Source organism: Labrys sp. HAY1-8F (assembly GCF_056754975.1).
Map to the genome: position 1 here is coordinate 1106168 of NZ_JBPGWZ010000002.1, position 18974 is coordinate 1125141.

The 18974-nt window shown below is 62.3% G+C and carries 15 protein-coding genes; 8 read left to right on the plus strand and 7 right to left on the minus strand.

Annotated features, from left to right (window positions below; translation table 11 throughout):
* Positions 1-332: 332 nt before the first annotated feature.
* Both ACR9ZN_RS14180 and carA read right to left on the minus strand, forming a co-directional pair.
* Positions 333-1397, minus strand: a complete 1065-nt coding sequence (locus ACR9ZN_RS14180; protein ID WP_434957044.1) for an extensin-like domain-containing protein — start codon at positions 1395-1397, stop codon at positions 333-335.
* A 20-nt stretch (positions 1398-1417) separates the two neighbouring features.
* Positions 1418-2617 carry a glutamine-hydrolyzing carbamoyl-phosphate synthase small subunit gene (carA, locus tag ACR9ZN_RS14185; RefSeq protein ID WP_454814474.1) on the minus strand — a complete coding sequence of 400 codons (1200 nt, stop codon included), beginning with the start codon at positions 2615-2617 and terminating at the stop codon, positions 1418-1420.
* A 245-nt stretch (positions 2618-2862) separates the two neighbouring features.
* Between carA and ACR9ZN_RS14190 the strand changes: the two genes are divergently transcribed.
* Both ACR9ZN_RS14190 and ACR9ZN_RS14195 read left to right on the plus strand, forming a co-directional pair.
* Positions 2863-3324, plus strand: coding sequence for a GatB/YqeY domain-containing protein (locus ACR9ZN_RS14190; protein WP_434957046.1), 462 nt, complete (start codon positions 2863-2865; stop codon positions 3322-3324).
* A 74-nt stretch (positions 3325-3398) separates the two neighbouring features.
* Positions 3399-4538, plus strand: coding sequence for an alpha/beta hydrolase (locus ACR9ZN_RS14195; protein ID WP_434957047.1), 1140 nt, complete (start codon positions 3399-3401; stop codon positions 4536-4538).
* 3 nt (positions 4539-4541) lie between these two features.
* Here the strand turns inward: ACR9ZN_RS14195 and ACR9ZN_RS14200 are convergent, their stop codons facing one another.
* Positions 4542-5468 (minus strand): NAD-dependent epimerase/dehydratase family protein, encoded by a 927-nt coding sequence (locus tag ACR9ZN_RS14200; RefSeq protein WP_481272489.1) that lies wholly within the window; start codon positions 5466-5468, stop codon positions 4542-4544.
* Positions 5469-5524: 56 nt separating this feature from the next.
* Between ACR9ZN_RS14200 and ACR9ZN_RS14205 the strand changes: the two genes are divergently transcribed.
* Positions 5525-6463, plus strand: coding sequence for a LysR family transcriptional regulator (locus tag ACR9ZN_RS14205; protein WP_481272490.1), 939 nt, complete (start codon positions 5525-5527; stop codon positions 6461-6463).
* Between the two features lie 498 nt (positions 6464-6961).
* Positions 6962-8278, plus strand: a complete 1317-nt coding sequence (locus ACR9ZN_RS14210) for a porin (protein WP_454814482.1) — start codon at positions 6962-6964, stop codon at positions 8276-8278.
* Positions 8279-8357: 79 nt separating this feature from the next.
* Here the strand turns inward: ACR9ZN_RS14210 and ACR9ZN_RS14215 are convergent, their stop codons facing one another.
* The gene (locus ACR9ZN_RS14215; protein WP_454814484.1) at positions 8358-8510 is read right to left on the minus strand and encodes a hypothetical protein; all 153 of its coding nucleotides are present in this window, start codon (positions 8508-8510) and stop codon (positions 8358-8360) included.
* Between the two features lie 202 nt (positions 8511-8712).
* Between ACR9ZN_RS14215 and dnaG the strand changes: the two genes are divergently transcribed.
* The 3 genes from dnaG to ACR9ZN_RS14230 all read left to right on the plus strand — a co-directional run bounded on the left by dnaG (position 8713) and on the right by ACR9ZN_RS14230 (position 13441).
* Positions 8713-10620, plus strand: coding sequence for a DNA primase (gene dnaG, locus ACR9ZN_RS14220; RefSeq protein ID WP_454814486.1), 1908 nt, complete (start codon positions 8713-8715; stop codon positions 10618-10620).
* Between the two features lie 513 nt (positions 10621-11133).
* Positions 11134-13137: an RNA polymerase sigma factor RpoD gene (rpoD, locus tag ACR9ZN_RS14225; protein WP_434957052.1), complete on the plus strand. Its 2004-nt coding sequence runs from the start codon at positions 11134-11136 to the stop codon at positions 13135-13137.
* A gap of 55 nt (positions 13138-13192) precedes the next feature.
* Positions 13193-13441 carry a hypothetical protein gene (locus ACR9ZN_RS14230; RefSeq protein ID WP_454814488.1) on the plus strand — a complete coding sequence of 83 codons (249 nt, stop codon included), beginning with the start codon at positions 13193-13195 and terminating at the stop codon, positions 13439-13441.
* A 15-nt stretch (positions 13442-13456) separates the two neighbouring features.
* Here the strand turns inward: ACR9ZN_RS14230 and ACR9ZN_RS14235 are convergent, their stop codons facing one another.
* From ACR9ZN_RS14235 to ACR9ZN_RS14245, 3 genes are all read right to left on the minus strand, one after another.
* Entirely contained in the window at positions 13457-16630 is a 3174-nt protein-coding gene (locus ACR9ZN_RS14235) for an efflux RND transporter permease subunit (protein WP_434957053.1), read from the minus strand.
* An 11-nt stretch (positions 16631-16641) separates the two neighbouring features.
* Positions 16642-17793, minus strand: coding sequence for an efflux RND transporter periplasmic adaptor subunit (locus ACR9ZN_RS14240; protein ID WP_454814490.1), 1152 nt, complete (start codon positions 17791-17793; stop codon positions 16642-16644).
* Positions 17794-18156: 363 nt separating this feature from the next.
* Positions 18157-18399, minus strand: coding sequence for a hypothetical protein (locus ACR9ZN_RS14245; protein WP_434957055.1), 243 nt, complete (start codon positions 18397-18399; stop codon positions 18157-18159).
* 196 nt (positions 18400-18595) lie between these two features.
* Here ACR9ZN_RS14245 and ACR9ZN_RS14250 point away from each other — a divergent pair, with 196 nt between their 5' ends.
* A complete protein-coding gene (locus ACR9ZN_RS14250; protein WP_434957056.1) occupies positions 18596-18895 on the plus strand; it encodes an HlyU family transcriptional regulator in 300 nt (99 codons plus the stop codon).
* The last annotated feature ends 79 nt before the right edge of the window (positions 18896-18974 follow it).

Sequence of the window (18974 nt, forward strand, 5' to 3'; positions counted from 1 at the left end):
TTGCAAGCGGTGAGGAGGTAACCTCTCATGATTGATTCTTATCTAACTGCCGGCCTGACCAGAGGCCTTAGCCTTGCCCTGTCACCGCAGGCCGCGCTGCGGGGCACCGAAGTGGCACAGATGGAGGAGCGACGAGCTTATCGAGAAGAAAATCAGCCGCACAGGCGGGCGAGAGCCACAATCACGACGCGCCTGGCCCGGTTCATGCGTTTGTTCCGAGCCAAACCGGAGCCGTCATCGCGGAAGATTGCGAAGACTGCCGGCTGCCGCGGCTGAGGGCCGGCCCGCCGGCAAGAGCGGGCTCGGCGCGCGAACCAGCAATGGGGTTGGTTTTACCGGCAGCTCTTCCAGCGGCCGAGATCCATATGGAAATGGTCTTCGTGGTAGCCATCCGAACCGGGGCCCAGCACGACCTGGAACACGCCGCAGGTCACGCCATGCACCTGTTTCAGGAAGGCCGACTTGGCACCCCCGCCCTTGAAGTCATGACGGACGGTGATTTCCTTGCCGCTCGCGGTAATATAGCCGGAAATGTCGATGGCATTGCCCTTGGCATGCTCGGAGAGCTTGGCGCCGCGAATGTTGTTCATGCCCCGGCAGACATAGGAAGCAGCCACCTTGATGGCAACGACGTTCTCGCCGAGATACTGCTTGGCGGCAGCCTGCATGCCGGCCTCCCAGCGCACCAGCCCGTTGACCATGGCGTAGTCGACGGTCGCGGCCGGCACCAGCGTGGTGCGGCTGCCCGGCCCCAACGCCATCAGGCGATAGGGCTGCCCCACGCTGCAAGCCCCCTTGACGATGGCGGCCTCGGGGACCGCACGCGCCAGATTGTTGATCGCAATGCCCGCGCCCGGCAAGGCACCCAGCATGGCGACCTTGGTTTCCGGCGGCGGTGCATTGAGGCCAGGATTGGTGGTCATGCGGTCATCAATGCCACCGGGCCGGCGCACGGGCAGCGGCACGAAGGCATGTGACAAGGTTCCGGGTGGCAAGCCACCGTCGGGCTTGGCATTCGATGCGGCGTTGGCTTGCGCCGGCGCCCCATCGGGCTCTGGCCCGGCCACGTCGATATCTGTATCGGGGCGCGCAGGCGGCAAGGGTGTATCGGCGGCATAGGCGGACACCACGGGAGAGTCATTGCCGCGGGGCCGCTCCGGTGGGGTGGGCACGCCGCCATGGACGATCAGGTCCGGCAGGCCTTCCAGCCCGGTCGAAGCCCGGATGGCCCGCATTTGATTGGGCTTGGGCTTGAGGGGCGGCAACGGCTTGGCGTTCGCCGCGGCGATGCTCTTCTGAAAGTAGTCCGGCAGGGGGACCAGCGGTCCATCTGCCGTTTGCGCCACCGCGGTGCCGCAGAAAACAGTCAGGAAGAGACAGGCGACGCTTGCTCGCATGCACACTGCTCCGTTTTCGATCAGGCGTTGTGTTGCGCAACTGCGGCAACACCATGGCGAGACGCCATGTTTTCGACAAACCGCTTAAAGAGGTAGTGACTATCCTGTGGGCCGGGCGAGGCCTCGGGATGATGCTGCACAGAGAAGACCGGCTTGCCGGTGACCGCGATACCACAATTGGAACCGTCGAACAGCGAGGCATGGGTTTCGACCACGCCAGCCGGCAGGCTGTCGCGATCCAGCGCGAAACCATGGTTCATCGAGACGATCTCGACCTTGCCGGTGGTGAAATCCTTGACCGGATGATTGGCGCCGTGATGGCCCTGCTTCATCTTGGCCGTACGGGCGCCAAGAGCGAGGCCGAGCATCTGGTGGCCGAGGCAGATGCCGAAGATCGGGATATCTTTTTCGAGCAGCGCCTTGATCGCCGGCACGGCATATTGGCCGGTCGCCGCAGGATCGCCGGGGCCGTTGGAGAGGAAAATGCCATCGGGTTCAAGCGCGATGATCTCCTCGGCCGGTGTGGTGGCGGGCACCACGGTGACGGCGCAGCCGGCCGCGGCCAGCAGGCGCAGGATGTTGCGCTTCACGCCGTAATCGATGGCGACCACCTTGTATTGCGGCGCCTCCTGCTTGCCAAAGCCCTGCGACCATTCCCAGGTGGTCTGGTCCCAGTCGAAGCGCTGCGCGGTCGTGACCGGGGGCACCAGATCGAGGCCGTCCATCGAAGGAAGGCCGGCGGCCTCGCGCTTCAGAGCCTCGACGTCGAAATTGCCGTTGGGATCGAAGGCGAGCACCGCATTGGGCATGCCGCCCTCGCGGATGCGTGCCGTCAGCGCCCTGGTATCGATGCCGGCAATCCCGGCGATGTTACGAGCCTTGAGCCAGGCATCGAGATGGCGGCTGGCACGGTAATTGGCCGGCTCGGTGATCGGCGCATGCAGCACCACGCCCCTCACCCCGGAGGAAGAGGCCATGTTGACCGTCTCGATGTCCTCGTCATTGACACCGACATTGCCGATATGGGGAAAAGTGAAGGTGATGATCTGGCCGGCATAGGAAGGGTCGGTGAGGATTTCCTCATAGCCCGTCATCGCGGTGTTGAAGCACAGTTCGCCCGCCGCCTTCGTCACGGCGCCGAGCCCGATGCCTTCGATCACGGTGCCGTCTGCGAGGACCAGGAGCGCGGTCGCCTTGGGTTCCGCCCAGCCATTTTCCATGTCTCTGTCCTTCGCGCTCGCTTGTGTGACGGTCATTTTCATCTTAAGTGCCGGATGAATGGCGGCGGCACATTTGGCTCCGCCCGGCAGGCGCGGCGGAAAGTAGGGGGCGGACGGCTTGCCGTCAACCCTTGGTGACGCTCAAAATCGTAAGCAAATTCAATGATTTGAGACGGAGCTACCAAATATTTCGCTGCTGCGTGCCGCTCGGTGAACAATTTTGATTCCAGGAAAGGTAGGGCACCATGTCTCTGCGCGACGATTTCACCACCGCCGTCAAGGACGCCATGAAGGGCGGCGACAAGGCCCGCCTGTCGGTCGTGCGCATGATCCAGGCCGGGTTGAAGGACCGCGACATCGCCGCCCGCGGCGGCGAGCATGACGGCAAGATCCCGGAAAGCGAGATCCTGTCCATGCTGCAGAAGATGATCAAGCAGGCCCAGGAGACGCTGGAGACCGCCGTCAAGGCAGGCCGCGAGGAAATGGCCGCAGCCAGCAAGGCCGAGATCGAAACCCTCTCCTCCTTCCTGCCCAGGCAGATGGACGTGGCCGAGACCAAGGCCGCCATCGCCGCCGTGGTGACCGAAATCGGAGCCGCCGGCGTCAAGGACATGGGCAAGGTCATGGCCGCGCTGAAGGAGCGTTTCGCCGGCAAGATGGATTTCGGCAAGACCAGCCCGCTGGTCAAGGAAGCGCTCGGCGGTTAAGGACGTCTAAATTCCAGGCTTTTCCGAGACCGACGCGCCCGCTAGATTGCCGGCCGTGCAACAATGAGGCCGGCATGGCGCCCTTCCCACGCTTCCTGGTTCGGTTTTCGGTGGTCCTGCTCGCCGTGGCCGGCTTGGCGTCCTGCGCCGACCGGCCCGGTGCGCTGATGCTGCATCCGGTCTCGGCATCGCCGGGTATCGGTACGCCGGTCAACATATTGGTCGCCACCACGCGTCAGCGCTCCGCCACCGACAAGAACGACTTCACGACCAAGCGCAATTTCGGCGTGAGTTATGAGGCCTATACGATTTCGGTGCCGCCCAACCATGTCGTCGGCAATATCGAATGGCCGAAGAAGCCTCCCGGCAATCCTGCCGTGAACTTCGTCGTTACCGGTTCGACGGCCCTGGACCAGGCGCGTTTCGACGCAGCCGTGGCAAAGGACACCAAGGGCAGTGGCGAGGTCATCGTCTTCGTGCATGGCTACAACACCAACTACCAGGAAGCCGTCTATCGGGTTGCCCAGCTCGAGAAGGACAGCGGCTTTCCGGGAGCGGTCGTAGCCTTCGCCTGGCCCTCGCTCGGCACCTTGACCGGCTATGTCGCCGATCGCGAGAGCACCACCTATTCGCGCGACTATCTTGAAGCCACCCTCAACGGCCTCGCCCGCACGCCGGGTGTGCGACGCATCCACATCATCGCGCATTCCATGGGTAATTGGCTGGCGGTGGAGACCCTCCGCCAGTCCAAGATCCGTGGCAACTCGGCCTTCATTCCCAAGCTCGGCGAAGTCTTCCTGATGTCGCCGGACATCGACATCGACGTCTTCCGCACCCAACTCGACACCATCGGTAAGCTGAACCAGCCTATCACGGTCGGGATCTCACGCGACGACAGGGCACTCGGCTTCTCGCAGCGACTGGCAGGGGATGTGCCGCGCGTCGGCAATGTTCTGATCGACAACAAGGAGGCCCAGCAGGCCATCGCCCATTACGGCCTGCGGGTGATCGACATGTCGGATGCCCAGAGCCTGGATTCGATGAATCACAGCAAGTTCGTCGGCCTGCTGCCCTCCCTCAGCCAGATGGCCAAGAGCGACGCGGCGGCCGCCCGCGGCAATCCGATCTCGCGCACCGGTCTGTTCGTCGTCAATACGGCCGGCACGCTGCTGCAGACTCCTCTGCGTTTGGGTGAAGCCATCGTCGGGCAGTGATTCTCAGGATTTGAGAAAGCTGGCCGCAGTGGCCGAAATCCCCTGCTCGAGCGGCATCGGCCTGAAGCCGAAAGAACGCTCGAAACTGCCGCCATCGACCAGAAAGGGGCGGTCGTGCTGATAGGCCGTCTCGGTCCACTCCCGTAGAAAAGGCACGAACGCCCCCATCAACCTCTGCAGCCAGCCGGGGAGCGCCTGCAGGCGAGGTTTTACGCCGAGCGCCGTAGCGGCCATGCCGATGATCTCGCGTGGCGTGCGCGCCGCCGCACAGGGCATCATCCAGGCCCGGCCATAGGCCTCGTCCGAAGCATCGGCGAGCAGGATCGCGGCCGCAGCGACATCCGGTGCATAGGCAAAAGCATGCGGCTCGTCGGCGGCGATGCCGAGTTGGGCGGAGCGGCCGGCGGCAAGACGGCCGATGGCCTCTTGGCCAAGCACCGAAAGCGTCACGCCGGGACCGTAGAAATCCGTCACCCTCAAGGCTGTGGCCGTCACCGTGCCGGCAGCCTGCCATTGCTGGGTGATAGCGGCGCGCACTCTGCCCTTGCGACCGGGCGCATCGAGGGGCGTGTTCTCATCGAGTGGCCCGGGCTGGGGGCCGTGCATGTAAAGGTCGTCGACAAAAACCAGACGTGCCCCGTTCGCCTCGCAAGCCGCTAGCATATTGGCCATCAGGCGGGGCCAGTCCCTCTCCCAGACGGCCGCGTCATAGGCGAGCCCGATGGTGCAGATCAGCACGTCGTGCCCGTGCAGCGCGGCCGTCAGGCTGGCCCGATCAAGAGCATCGCAGGCATGGAAATGCACGCCGGACGGCAGATTGGCTGGTTCCCGCCGCTGAGCGACCAGCGCCTCGCGGCCGGCCTCCGAAAGCTGCTGTGCGATGGCGCGGCCGATGGGGCCGTAACCCAGGATCATGATTTTGGCAGACATGGTGCGTCCTCCTTGATGAGGAGACGCTAGCAAGTGCCCTATCATAACTCCAATGCATGGTTTATATTTACTATATGCGCGACGTGCATTTGAAATCGATCGATCTCAACCTGCTGACGGCGCTCGGCGCCCTGCTCGCCCAGCGTAGCGTCAGCCGCGCGGCACGCGAGATCGGCCTCAGCCAGCCTGCAATGAGCCGGGCACTCGATCGTCTGCGCCATCTGTTCGGCGATGAACTGATGCTGCGCTCGGGAGCCGGCATGGTGCTGACGGCGCGCGCCGAGGCGCTGGTGCCGCAAGTGCAGGAGATCCTGGCCGATATCCGCGCCCTCGTTGCCGAACCGCTCTTCGATCCCTCGACCGAGCGCCGCACGCTACGGATCGCGGCCGTCGATTCGCTGACCACCCTGCTCTTTCCCGGCATGATGGCCCGTCTGCTCGAAGAAGCGCCGCATGTCGATCTGCGCGCCATGCCGATCGGAACGGACATCGCCCGCCGTCTCCAGAGCGGTGATGTCGACCTGACCTTCGCTCTGGCCAACTACCCGCTCGCGGCCGGAACCCATAGCGAGATGCTGATGGACGATCGCCTCGCGCTGATCATGCGGCGCGATCATCCAGCCGCCCGGAACGGACCGCTCAGCCTCGGCGCCTATGCCGCCCTCACTCATGTCACCGTGTCCGTCTTCGGCGACGGCAGCACCGAGGCGGATGCGGTGCTGGCCGCGGCCGGGCTGGAAAGGCGCATCGGCCTGACAACGCCGCATTTCACCTCGGCGCTGATGGCCGTAGCCCGCACCGACATGGTGACCATGCTGTCTCGTGCCTTCGCACGCCAGTTCGCTCCGGCCTTCGGGCTCATCCTCCTGGAGCCTCCGATTCGGCCGACGGCCTTGCCCGTCACCATGGTCTGGCACGCATCCCGCAAGCATGACCGCCTGCTTGCCTGGCTGCGGGACGTCTTCAGACAGGTCGCCGCCGAAACCGTGGAGTGAACGCCTCCGCGGCACCGACCGTTTACGCCCCGCAATCAAATTCAACTTCTGAGCGTAATCACGTAAAAACGCAGATAACGCGCGAATATCCATCTGCAATTGCGCCCTGATTTCGCGGCGAAGGCTGTTCCATTTCTAGAACAAATCGGTCGAAAACATGGGGGATTTTCCTTGCGATGCCTGAGCATTTACCCCAAACCGTAATAATAATCAGTTTATCTTCAGTGATATACAGTTTTAACAAAACATATCTTTAGTTTCATCAAACTGTCACAAAACATAATGTGGCTTTTTGGAGACACTATTCAGTTATTAAAACGTCATATCAGTTGTCTGTTGCAAACGTTGTTGTGAATTTCCTCGGGATTTCGCAAAGACACTTCGGCTCTCGTTTCACGAGCATCCGGCTCCAAACGCCCTTTTTGGGCGAAAGCCTGTGCCCGGCTTGAGACGAGCCAGCCCGAAGTACCCAACTCAATTTGCTCAGTGAGCCTTCAGATGACGATGAAATCTCTCCTCCTCGGCGCCGCGGCTGGTTTCGCCGCCCTTGCCACCGCCCAGGCCGCCGACCTTCCCATGACCAAGGGGGAAGCCGTCGAATATGTGAAGGTCTGCTCGGCCTTCGGCCCCGGCTTCTTCTACATTCCCGGCTCCGACACCTGCCTCAAGATCGGCGGCGAAATCCGTGCCGATTATCGCGGCTACAATCAGAGCGGCGATAGCCGTACGGCGGCGGATGGTTACAAGCAGACCCGCAACAACCACAGCAGCGCCTTCAACACCGAGGCTCGCATCTCCTTCGATGCTCGCACGCAGACCGAGTATGGCCTGCTCCGCTCCTTCTTCCAGCTCCGTGCGAACAGCCGTCCGATCCCGAGCAACTGGAACGTTAACAGCGACACGTCCGGCAATACCTTCTCGATCAAATACGCCTATCTGCAGTTCGGTGGCTTGACAGCAGGCTTCGCCCATTCCTACTTCGGCTTCTATGACTTCGAGTACGGCAACACGCTTTGGGGCGCCTATTACGCCCAATCGAACGTCGTGAACCTGCTGGCCTACACGGCCGATTTCGGCGGCGGCTTCTCGGCAACGCTGTCGGTCGAAGATGGCCGCGACCATCGTCAGAACGCTTTCCGGGCCATGCAGGGCGGCCAACAGGCCCCCGACGTGGTCGGCCAGGTTCGTTTCAAGCAGGATTGGGGTTCAATCGCCGTCCAGGCTGCCGCGCATCAGTATCGTTCGGCGACGGCGCTCGACGCGAATGGCGTGCCGGTCCTGCCCACGAATGCCAATTATATCCCGCGCGAGAACAAGTGGGGCTACGCGGTTGGCGCCAGCTTACTGCTTAATATCCCTGCCCTCGACAAGGGCCACCTCGTGATCGAAGGCCAGTATGCCGACGGCGCGCTGGATTATCTCGGCATCTCCTCGACCAAGCTCAAGGGCCAGGATTATTTCATCAATTCGAATGGTGGCTTCGATGGCGGCAAGGGCTGGTCGGTGACCGCGGAACTCGGCGGCAATTTCACGCCGCAATGGGGCTTCAACCTCGTCGGCGGCTACATCGATACGACCTATGACAAGTTCAGCGCTCTCGGCGGTGATCTCGGCGTGAAAGAATATTCGCTGACGGGCAACCTGACCTACACCATCGTCAAGGGCCTCACGGTCACGGGTGAACTCACCTACACCCATCAGGACATCGACAACACCGTTTGGACCACCGGTACCGGCGCCAACGCCGTTTCCCGCGTCACAGATGCCAAGTCCGACTTCTGGACCGGCGGCGTGCGCATCAAGCGCACCTTCTGATCCGTCGCTGCGATCATCATATCAAGGAAGGCCCGGCTTGTACCGGGCCTTTTTCATGCGCTCCACTGCATGCTTGGGATCAGGGCCAAAGGAAATCCGCGGGATGGCGGCAGCCGGGGCGATCCCGAATGAAGGAGATACCGCCGCCAACCAGCACCACGAGAAAGACTATGGCGCCCATGATCCGCGCGATGGCGCCGATAAGGTCGACCAGTCCCATGATCTCGGCCAACGGTTCCTCCCTGCGCGTGACGATCACAAGCAATCATCGAGAGCGGGCGTTTTCATGTCCGCATGTCGGCAAGCCGCCAATCTGCCTCCTAAGGCACGGACGGAAGGCCCGCCCTGAGAACAGCGGGGAAAGATTCGACTCATCCCTTCCGTGCTAGAGTGACGCTCTTGCGCCTGCGGCCTGCGTCCTCACATAAGAGCCCATGAAATATCCGCCTTCCCTGCTCGACGAAATCCGCGCCCGGCTACCTGTGTCAGAGGTAGTGGGCAGGCGCGTTAAGCTCAAGAAACAGGGGCGGGAATGGCGCGGTCTTTCCCCTTTCAATGCCGAGAAGACGCCCTCCTTCTATGTCAATGACCAGAAGGGCTTCTATCACTGCTTCTCTTCGGGCAAGCATGGCGACATCTTCCGCTTCCTGAGCGAGGTCGAAGGCATCTCCTTTCCCGAAGCCGTGGAGCGTTGCGCCAACGATGCGGGCGTCGCCCTGCCCAAGATGACGGTGGAGGATGTCCGGCGCGAGGAGCAGCGTGCCTCGCTGCACGAGGTGATGGAACTCGCCGCCGCCTTCTTCCAGTCGCGCCTGCAGGCGCGCGAAGGTGCGGCGGCACGCGGCTATCTCGCCGATCGCGGCCTGACGCCGGCGATCCAGGCCGAGTTCGGCATCGGCTATTCGGCAAATGAGAAATTCGCCCTGCGCGACCATCTCGCCGGCAAGGGTGTCGACCGCGACGCCATGATCGAAGCGGGCCTGCTCATCCATGGCGAGGACATCCAGGTCCCCTATGATCGCTTCCGCGACCGCATCATGTTCCCCATCCATGATGCGCGCGGCAAGGTGATCGCTTTCGGCGGCCGCGCCATGGATAAGGAAGCGTCCGCCAAATATCTCAACTCGCCCGAAACCTCGCTCTTCCACAAGGGCGCCTGCCTCTACAACCATCACCGCGCCCGCAAGGCTGCCCATGAGAAGGGTGGCGTCATCGCGGTGGAGGGCTATGTCGACGTCATCATGATGAGCGTGGCGGGGTTCGGTCACACGGTCGCGCCGCTCGGCACGGCCTTGACTGAGGATCAGCTGAACCTGCTCTGGCGCATGAGCGAGGAACCGGTGCTGTGCTTCGACGGTGACAAGGCCGGGCGGCGCGCCGCCTATCGCGCCGTCGACGTCGCCCTCCCGCAGATCGCGCCCGGCAAGACGCTGAAATTCGCGCTTCTGCCAAGCGGCCAGGATCCGGACGAACTGGTGCGCGGTTCCGGTGCGACCGCCGTTTCGGAAGTCCTGCAAGGCGCCCTGCCGCTGTCCGACATCCTCTGGGAGCGGGAAACGCAAAGCGGTGACTTTTCCACGCCGGAGCGGCGGGCCGCGCTCGAACGCAAATTGATGGATACGCTGGCGCCGATCCGCGACGAGACAGTACGCAAGCATTATCGCGCGGAAATGGACAACCGCCTGCGCAGTTTCTTTGCCCCCGCCCGGGCCACCCAGTCCGGCTTCGGCGGTGGCCAGCAACGGGCCTGGCGCCAGGGCGGCGGCCGGCGCGAAACGGCCCAGACTGCCCATGTGGTGACACCCGCCGTTCGGGAAAGTGCACATATGCGCGGCGGTCATGGCACCATACCAACCCGTGAGGCCTTGATATTGGCGGCTCTGGTGGCACATCCGCATTTGCTCGACGCCCATTGCGAGTTGCTGGCCGGGCTCGAATTCGACAATGTCGAAGCAGGCCGGTTGCGCAAGGCGTTGATTGACTGCGTGGCGCACGGCTTGCGCGAATCAGTTGAGATCGAAGCCGAACTCAAGACACTTGGATTCGAGCGTTTGCTGGTGCATACCGCCGCTCTGACCGTTCCGGGGCATTTTTGGGTGCGACGGGACGCCGCATTTCCTGACGTTCGGGACGGTTTCCTGCACACAGTGGCCTTGCATCATAAGAATCGCGCGCTACATAAGGAGCTTAAGCACGCTGAGGCGGCTTTGGATCGGGACTTCACTGAAGAGAATTGGGCTCGGCTCACTGATATCAAGGCACAAATCGCCGCGATGGAAGGAACCGAGGCAGTGATCGAAGGGTTTGGAGCTTCCTCCGGGCGGACTTCGCGGGCTGTGTAGGAACCATCAGGGTTAACGGCGGATTAGCCTTTACCCGGGTAGTGATAGCACCAGTTCCTGGAACTGGAATTTCGATTCTACCAGTCGCCGCAAGGCGTTGCGAGGTTGAACGGAAGGTCTTCCCAGGGCTCTGGAGCAAGGCTGTGACAAGTCGGGTGGCTCCGGATACCGGATGCTGCCCTTTTTGGTGTTGGCAAACGGGGTGCCTGTGGCGGGAACCCCTCGCCAGGCCAGGGTTTGGGACTGGAGTTTAGGCTCGAGACCAGGATCCTGCGCCAAGGCCTTGAAGTTGTTTGGAATTATTCGGAGGCGCCTTCCGGCGAATCTGAAGATTTCCATATCGGGTGTCGCACAGGGTGTGCGGATGCGCCAGTGCTTACGGGCCGAAATCTGTGGCCCGGGGGAATTGGTAGTGGCCAGGCTGGTCCTGGTGGAACGTTGTGCGGGATTTCCGAGCTCTACCCGGCGGGGCGAGCTGCGAAATCCTGCTTGAGCGAGTGAGGGAAAGCAACGATGGCGAAAAAGGAAGCTGACAAGGAAGAAACGCCGGACACCGAAGCGCCGAGCCAGGACAGCCCCTTGCTCGACCTCTCGGATGCCGCGGTTCGCGCCTTGATCAAGCGCGCCAAGAAGCGTGGCTACGTCACGCATGAAGAGATCAACAACGTCCTGCCTTCCGATCAGGTCGATGGCGATCAGATCGAGGACGTGCTCGCCATGTTCTCCGAGATGGGGATCAATGTCGTCGAGAACGAAGAGAACGAGGAGCCCGAGGAGGCTGCTCAGGGCGAGGAGGAGGAAGCCGAAGGCGGCGACCTCGTCGAAGCCACCACCTCTTCGCGCGCGATCGCTTCCACCACCACGGCCAAGGAGCCGACGGACCGCACCGACGATCCCGTGCGCATGTATCTGCGCGAGATGGGAACGGTGGAGCTGCTGTCGCGCGAGGGCGAAATCGCCATCGCCAAGCGCATCGAGGCCGGCCGCGAGGCGATGATCGCGGGGCTTTGCGAAAGCCCCCTCACCTTCCAGGCCATCATCATCTGGCGCGACGAGCTCAATGACGGCAAGATTCTCTTGCGCGACATCATCGACCTCGAAGCGACCTATGCCGGCCCCGACGGCAAGAATCCGCCGGCAGTGGCGGGTGAAGGCGAGGCTGAGGCCGGCGAGGCCGAGCAGCAGCAGATGGACGACGACGCCTTGCCGCCGATGGACAGCGACATGGACGAAGACGACATGGAGAACAACGTGTCGCTCTCGGCCATGGAAGCCGAGCTCAAGCCCAAGGTGCTCGAGACCTTCGATCGCATCGCCGACGACTACAAGAAGCTGCGTCGCCTGCAGGACGTGAATGTCGAGAGCCGGTTGCAGAACCGCTCGCTCTCGCCGTCGCAGGACCGCAAATACAAGAAGCTGAAGGAAGAGATCGTCGTCAACGTCAAGAGCCTCTCCCTCAACCAGGCCCGTATCGATGCCCTGGTCGAGCAGCTCTACGACATCAACAAGCGCCTGATCAGCTATGAAGGCCGCCTGATGCGCCTGGCCGAGAGCTATCGCGTCGATCGGACGGACTTCCTCAAGACCTATCAGGGCTCGGAGCTTGATCCCAAATGGATCCTGCGCGTCTCCAAGCTCGGTTCGAAGGGCTGGCGGGAGTTCGTGGCCCACGAGCTCGAGACCATCAAGACGATGCGCGAGGATATCCATAACCTCGCCACCGAGACCGGCCTCGAGATCACCGAGTTCCGCAAGATCGTGCATATGGTGCAGAAGGGCGAGCGCGAAGCCCGCCAGGCGAAAAAGGAAATGGTGGAGGCCAATCTGCGCCTCGTCATCTCCATCGCCAAGAAATACACCAATCGCGGCCTGCAGTTCCTCGATCTGATCCAGGAAGGCAATATCGGCTTGATGAAGGCGGTCGACAAGTTCGAGTACCGTCGCGGTTACAAGTTCTCGACCTATGCCACCTGGTGGATCCGGCAGGCGATCACCCGCTCGATCGCCGACCAGGCCCGCACCATCCGCATCCCCGTGCACATGATCGAGACGATCAACAAGATCGTGCGCACGAGCCGGCAGATGCTGCACGAGATCGGCCGCGAACCGACGCCGGAGGAACTGGCCGAGAAGCTCGCCATGCCGCTCGAAAAGGTGCGCAAGGTGCTCAAGATCGCCAAGGAGCCGATCTCGCTGGAAACTCCGATCGGCGACGAGGAGGATTCACATCTCGGCGATTTCATCGAGGACAAGAACGCCATCCTGCCGATCGACGCGGCCATCCAGTCCAACCTGCGCGAAACGACGACGCGCGTGCTGGCTTCGCTGACCGCCCGTGAGGAACGCGTGCTGCGCATGCGCTTCGGCATCGGCATGAACACCGACCACACGCTGGAAGAAGTCGGCCAGCAGTTCTCGGTGACGCGCGAACGTATCCGCCAGATCGAAGCCAAGGCTCTGCGCAAGCTCAAGCATCCGAGCCGGTCGCGCAAGCTCAGGAGCTTCCTCGACAACTGATCCCTGCCGGGATCACCGGCATCTCAGCGACAATCTTCGGTGAAGATTGTCGCCATTGCTGGTTCTTCAGACGGAAAAGGGCTTCTCCGGCATCGGAGAAGCCCTTTTTGTTGCGCAGAACAATCTGCGTGGCACCCGGCTGGGACCGCGGACGTCTCGTCCGCTTCTTCCCATCCTCCAGCATGGCGTTTCCAAGAGCGGACGGGATGTCCGCGGTCCCAGCCCCTGCGTTTCCTGCAAGGATATGGGCACCAATGAAAAGGGCTTCTCCAACACGATGGAGAAGCCCTTTGTACTTGGGTGAAGCGACCGTTCGCCCCTACTCGGCTGCTGGCGCCGCCTCTGCCGGCTTGACTTCCTTGCGCTTCTTGCCCGGGGCAAGCATGCGCAGTGCGACATAGAACACCGGCGTCAGGAACAGGCCGAAGAAGGTCACCCCCAGCATGCCGAAGAACACGGCGGTGCCCAGCGCCTGGCGCATTTCGGCGCCGGGACCGGTGGCGATCAGGAGCGGTACCACACCCAGGATGAAGGCGAAGGCCGTCATCAGGATCGGGCGCAGGCGCAGGCGGCAAGCCTCCACCACCGCTTCGATCGGCGTCTTGCCTTCCCGTGCCTCGGCCTCCCGTGCGAACTCCACGATCAGGATGGCGTTCTTGGCCGCAAGACCGACCAGCACGATCAGGCCGATCTGGGTGAGGATGTTGTTGTCCATGCCACGCGCCATCACCCCGAGCAGGGCGGAGAGCACCGCCATCGGCACGATCAGGATGATGGCGAGCGGCAGCGACCAGCTCTCATACTGGGCGGCCAGCACCAGGAAGACGAAGAGCACCGACAGGGCGAAGATGAAGATCGCGGTGTTGCCCGTCGCACGTTCCTGGAAGGCCAGTTCCGTCCACTGGAAACTGGTGCCCTGCGGCAAGGTCGCCTTTGCCAGAGCCTCCATCTCGTCCAGGGCCTGGGCGGTGGAGACGCCTGGGCCGGCATTGCCCTGCAGCGGCACGGACGGATACATGTTGTAGCGCTGGATCAGCTGTGGGCCTGAGACCTCCTTCACTTCCACCAGCGTACCGAGCGGTACCAGGGCTCCGGAGGCCGAGCGTACGCGCAGGCCGCCGATCTGTTCAGGATCGTTGCGGAAGCGCTGATCGGCCTGGGCCTGCACCTGGTAGACGCGCCCGAACGCATTGAAATCATTGACATAAGCTGTGCCGAGATTCTGCTGCAGCGTGTCGAAGATGTTGGTAATCGGGACGTTCAGGATCTCGGCTTTCTGCCTGTCTATGTTAAGGAAGAGCTGCGGCGAATTGGCCGAGAAAGTGGTGAACACGCCGGAAAGCTTCGGATTCTGGCGCGCCTTGCCCATCATCTCGTAGGTCGAAGCGAGGATACGCTGGATATCCGAGCCGAGCCTCTCCTGCACCTGCAGCTTGAAACCACCGGCATTGCCGATGCCGCGCACCGGGGGCGGCGGGATGGCAATGATGAAGGCTTCCTCGATCACCTGCATGCGGCCGAACAGATCCTTGATGATCTTGTCCGCGGTCAATCCTTCCTTCAGGCGCTCCTCGAAAGGCTTGAACGGCACGAAGATCGCGGCCGAATTGGTGGCGTTGGTGAAGGTCGCACCGGAAAAGCCGGCAAAGGCCACGGCATCCTGCGCACCGGGCGTTGCCCGCGCAATTTCGGAGACCCGCCGGGTGACGGCGTCGGTGCGCGAAAGCGCGGCACCGTCCGGTAGCTGCACCACCACGATGGCATAGCCCTGGTCGAGCGTCGGAATGAAGCCCTGTGGCACCTTCTGCACCGCCCAGACCGTACCGGCCAGCAATCCTGCATAGAGCGGCAGCATGATGATCTTGCGCCGGACCACGCGATTGACGCTGGAGGCGTAACCGTTTGACAGACCATCGAAGCTCCGGTTGAAACCGCCGGCCAGGCTCTTGCCGAGCCGTGTCAGCGGATTGCGCGGCGGTTCGTGGCTGTGCGGCTTGAGCAGGATGGCCGCAAGCGCCGGCGACAAAGTAAGCGAGACAAAGGCGGAAATGAAGGTCGAGACCGCGATCGTCAGTGCGAACTGCCGGTAGAACTGGCCTGATATGCCGGGAATGAAGGCGGTGGGAATGAACACCGCGCCGAGCACCAGGGCGATGGCGATCACCGCCGTGCCGACCTCGTCCATGGTCTCATGCGCCGCATCGCGTGGGGACATGCCCAGACTGATATTGCGCTCGACATTCTCCACCACGACGATGGCGTCATCGACCACGATACCGATCGCCAGCACCATGCCGAACAAGGTCAGCGTGTTGAGCGAGAAGCCGAAGATGGCCATGATCGCGCAGGTGCCGATCAGCGAGATCGGGATGGCGATCACCGGGATGAGCGCCGTGCGCCAGCTTTGCAGGAAGATGATGATCACCACCACCACCAGCACCACGGCCTCGCCGAGGGTGTGATAGACGGCGTTGACCGACTCCGCGATGAACTGGGTGGGATTGTAGACGATGGAATAGGCGACGCCCGGCGGGAAGGACTGCTTGAGCTCCTCCATCTTCTTGATGATCTCGTCGGCGGCCTCCAGCGCGTTGGTATTCGGGCGTTGGAAGATCGCCAGCGCCACCGCCGGCTTGCCATTGAGGTAGGAATTGGTGACGTAATCCTGGGCGCCGAGTTCCACGCGCGCCACGTCCTGGACCCGGATGAGTTGCCCGTCCGGGGTCGAGCGCACGATCACGCGCCGGAATTGGGCGACATCCTGGAAGCGCCCCTGGGTGTTGATGGTGACCTGGAAGGCGCCGCCCGAACTTGTCGGCTCCTGGCCGATGGCGCCGCTGGAAACCTGGACGTTCTGGGCCTGGATCGCCGTCACCACATCGGACGAGGTCAGGCCGTAGCTGGCGAGTTTGTCCGGATCGAGCCAGACGCGCAGGCTGTATTGGCGCTCGCCGAAGATGGTGAGGTCGCCGACGCCGTCGAGACGAAGCAGGTCGTCACGCACGTTGTTGCGGGCGTAGTTGGAGACATAGAGCTGATCGTAACGGTCATCCGGCGAAAACATATGGATGACCATCATCAGATCGGGCGAGGATTTCAGCGTGGTGACACCGAGGCGCCTGACATCATCCGGCAGGCGCGGCGTGGCGATCGCGACGCGATTCTGCACCAGCACCTGCGCAGTATCGAGGTCGGTACCGAGCTTGAAGGTGATGGTTAGCGACATCGAGCCGTCATTGGAGGCGTAGGAGGACATATAGAGCATGTTCTCGACGCCGTTGATCTGCTGCTCCAAAGGCGTGGCCACCGTAGCGGCGACGGTCTGGGCATTGGCGCCCGGATAACTGGCGCGCACCACGATGGTGGGCGGCGCGATCTCGGGATATTGCGCCACCGGCAGGCCTAGAAAGGCGATGGTGCCGACGAGCGTGATCACGACCGCCAAGACCGATGCAAAGATCGGCCGGTCGACGAAGAAATGGGAAAATCGCATGGACCGCTCTCTCAGTTCGCGGCCGCGACAGCGGTGGCCGGCAAGGTCGTCAGTTTAGGATCGACCTTGATGCCGGGCCGCACCCGCATCAGTCCGTTGACGACGATGGTCTCGTCACCCTTGAGCCCCTCGCGGATGACGCGATAGCCGTCCACGCGCGAGCCGACACGGACCGGCTTCAGCGAAATGGCGTTGTCGGCGCCGACGACATAGACGACGCGCCGATCCTGGTCGGACCCGAGTGCGTCCTCCGGCACCAGTACGCCCTTGTATTTGTCGGAACCGAGGATGCGGATGCGGCCGAACAGGCCGGGCACCAGGGCCAGATCCTTGTTCTCGAACACAGCGCGGGCCCGCATGGTGCCGCTGGCGGCATCCAGACGGTTGTCGGTGAAGTCCATATGGCCCTTGTGGATGGGCTCGCGCTCATTGGAAGTGGCGACCAGGACCTCGTTGAGATTGCCATCGCTCGAAATGCGCAGCGACCCGGTCGAGAGCTTCTGATAGGCAAGATAGGAGCGCTCATCGACGTCGAAATAGAAGTTGATCGGGTCCATCGACACCACATTGGTGAGGACCGTCTCATTGGCATTGACGAGGTTGCCGAGCGAGACCAGGCGCCGAGACATCCGGCCGGGGATCGGCGCCCTGATCTCGGTGAACTGCAGGTCGAGCTTGGCGCGGTTCAAGGTCGCCTGGGTCCGGTTGAGATCAGCCTTTGCGGTGGCGAGGGTCTGCGTGCGCTCGTCATAGATCTGGCCGGTGATGTTGCCCGACTTGCGCAGGTTCTCGGCGCGGCCGACGTCACCGGCGGCGAAATCCACCCGCGCCTTGGCTGCCTCGACACTGGCCTGTGCCTCTTCGAGCGCGGCCTGATAAGGACGCTGGTCGATGGTGAAGAGCAGGTCCCCGGCCTTGACGATGGCACCGTCGATGAAATGGATCTTGTCGACGTAACCCGAGACGCGGGCGCGGATGTCCACCCTGTCGACCGCCTCGAAGCGGCCGATAAAATCGTCATATTCGACGACGTCCTTCACGATGGGCTTGGCCACCGCGACGGGCGGCGGCGGCGCGTTCTGGGCGAGCACCGCGGTGGAGAACCCCAAAGCCAGCAGGGTGCCGATCACGGCATCGCGGCCACGCAAATTTTCTAGTATCATTCTACCTTCACGCATAGCTGCCTCTTCGCGGACCCTGGTGAAAAATCAATAATTTAACGAGAGTCGGCATCAGGCATGCCGAAGCCCCCGTGCGCCGGGCTCGTCGGCAATTCCGATGCCGGCTCCCTTGTCCGGCAAACTGAAAATGAAATCCCCCCGCGGCTCCCGCCGTCTTGTGGGGTCCCTTGATTTTGGTCTTCCTGCGGCAATTTCAAGGCCACCGGCTGAAGACCGATGCGGAAAAAAACGAGAGCGCCTGCTTTAGCGAGGCGCTCGCGGTTCCGGAATCGGAACCAATTGAGAGCATTCTTGCGGTTGCATCGTTCTTGCCGAAAACCGCAATCCACTTTTCGGCACGATACTCTAGCGGCGCCAGCCGCGATGCCGATGGCCGCGATACTCCCATGCGTGGCCATTCTTGCCATCGGGCGCATCCTGGATCGCCTCGTCACAGGCGCCGAAGAAGCGATACCACGGCAGGATGCATTCGATCCTGGCATTGTCGGCGTAGCGCTCACCCTGTTGGCGCGAGGCTGCCTGTCCCGTACCTGTTCCAGCATAGAACCCACCCATCACGATCATGCCGGCGAGAATGAGCTTGTTCATGTCTGTATCCCAGGAATCGCCGCCGCATCTCGTCGCGGCTGGCGAATTCTAGTGGAGCGCGCAGGCAGGAGCAAATCGCCCGCAGCTTCTGCGCGAAAGCCCGTCCTCCCACAACCGGGCGGAACATGCGCCCATTGGCGACAAGCGTCAATGCAGCTATCGTGCGGGCCTCGATCAATCATATTGGGACTTTGCCGTGGCCTCCTTCCTTAAATCCCTCTCCTCCCTGTTCGGAGGCAAACGCGAATCGGATGGTGACCCCACCCCCAAGGGTGATGGCGAGGAATATAACGGCTTTACCGTGCGCCCTGCCCCCTACAAGGAAGGCGGCCAGTATCAGACCTGCGGCTTTGTGGAAAAAGAGATCGGCGGCGAACTCAAGAGCCATAAGTTCATTCGGGCCGATCGTTTCGCCAGTTTGGACGATGCCGTGCAGTTTTCCCTGACCAAAGGCAAGCAGTTGATCGACGAGCAGGGCGAGGGTTTATTTCGATAATATGAAAAAAAGCGAGAAGGGGGCTTGCATACCCCGCTAGGCTTGGTTATCAGACCGGCCATGGAAGCGCCGGTCGCTT

Excerpts from the sequence above, each read along its gene's own strand:
- ACR9ZN_RS14235 (WP_434957053.1), bottom strand. The coding sequence starts at position 16,630 with ATGCGATTTTCCCATTTCTTCGTCGACCGGCCGATCTTTGCATCGGTC.
- ACR9ZN_RS14190 (WP_434957046.1), top strand. The coding sequence starts at position 2,863 with ATGTCTCTGCGCGACGATTTCACCACCGCCGTCAAGGACGCCATGAAG.
- ACR9ZN_RS14180 (WP_434957044.1), bottom strand. The coding sequence starts at position 1,397 with ATGCGAGCAAGCGTCGCCTGTCTCTTCCTGACTGTTTTCTGCGGCACC.
- ACR9ZN_RS14245 (WP_434957055.1), bottom strand. The coding sequence starts at position 18,399 with ATGAACAAGCTCATTCTCGCCGGCATGATCGTGATGGGTGGGTTCTAT.
- ACR9ZN_RS14240 (WP_454814490.1), bottom strand. The coding sequence starts at position 17,793 with ATGATACTAGAAAATTTGCGTGGCCGCGATGCCGTGATCGGCACCCTG.
- ACR9ZN_RS14200 (WP_481272489.1), bottom strand. The coding sequence starts at position 5,468 with ATGTCTGCCAAAATCATGATCCTGGGTTACGGCCCCATCGGCCGCGCC.
- rpoD (WP_434957052.1), top strand. The coding sequence starts at position 11,134 with ATGGCGAAAAAGGAAGCTGACAAGGAAGAAACGCCGGACACCGAAGCG.
- ACR9ZN_RS14205 (WP_481272490.1), top strand. The coding sequence starts at position 5,525 with ATGGTTTATATTTACTATATGCGCGACGTGCATTTGAAATCGATCGAT.
- ACR9ZN_RS14195 (WP_434957047.1), top strand. The coding sequence starts at position 3,399 with ATGGCGCCCTTCCCACGCTTCCTGGTTCGGTTTTCGGTGGTCCTGCTC.
- carA (WP_454814474.1), bottom strand. The coding sequence starts at position 2,617 with ATGGAAAATGGCTGGGCGGAACCCAAGGCGACCGCGCTCCTGGTCCTC.
- ACR9ZN_RS14210 (WP_454814482.1), top strand. The coding sequence starts at position 6,962 with ATGACGATGAAATCTCTCCTCCTCGGCGCCGCGGCTGGTTTCGCCGCC.
- dnaG (WP_454814486.1), top strand. The coding sequence starts at position 8,713 with ATGAAATATCCGCCTTCCCTGCTCGACGAAATCCGCGCCCGGCTACCT.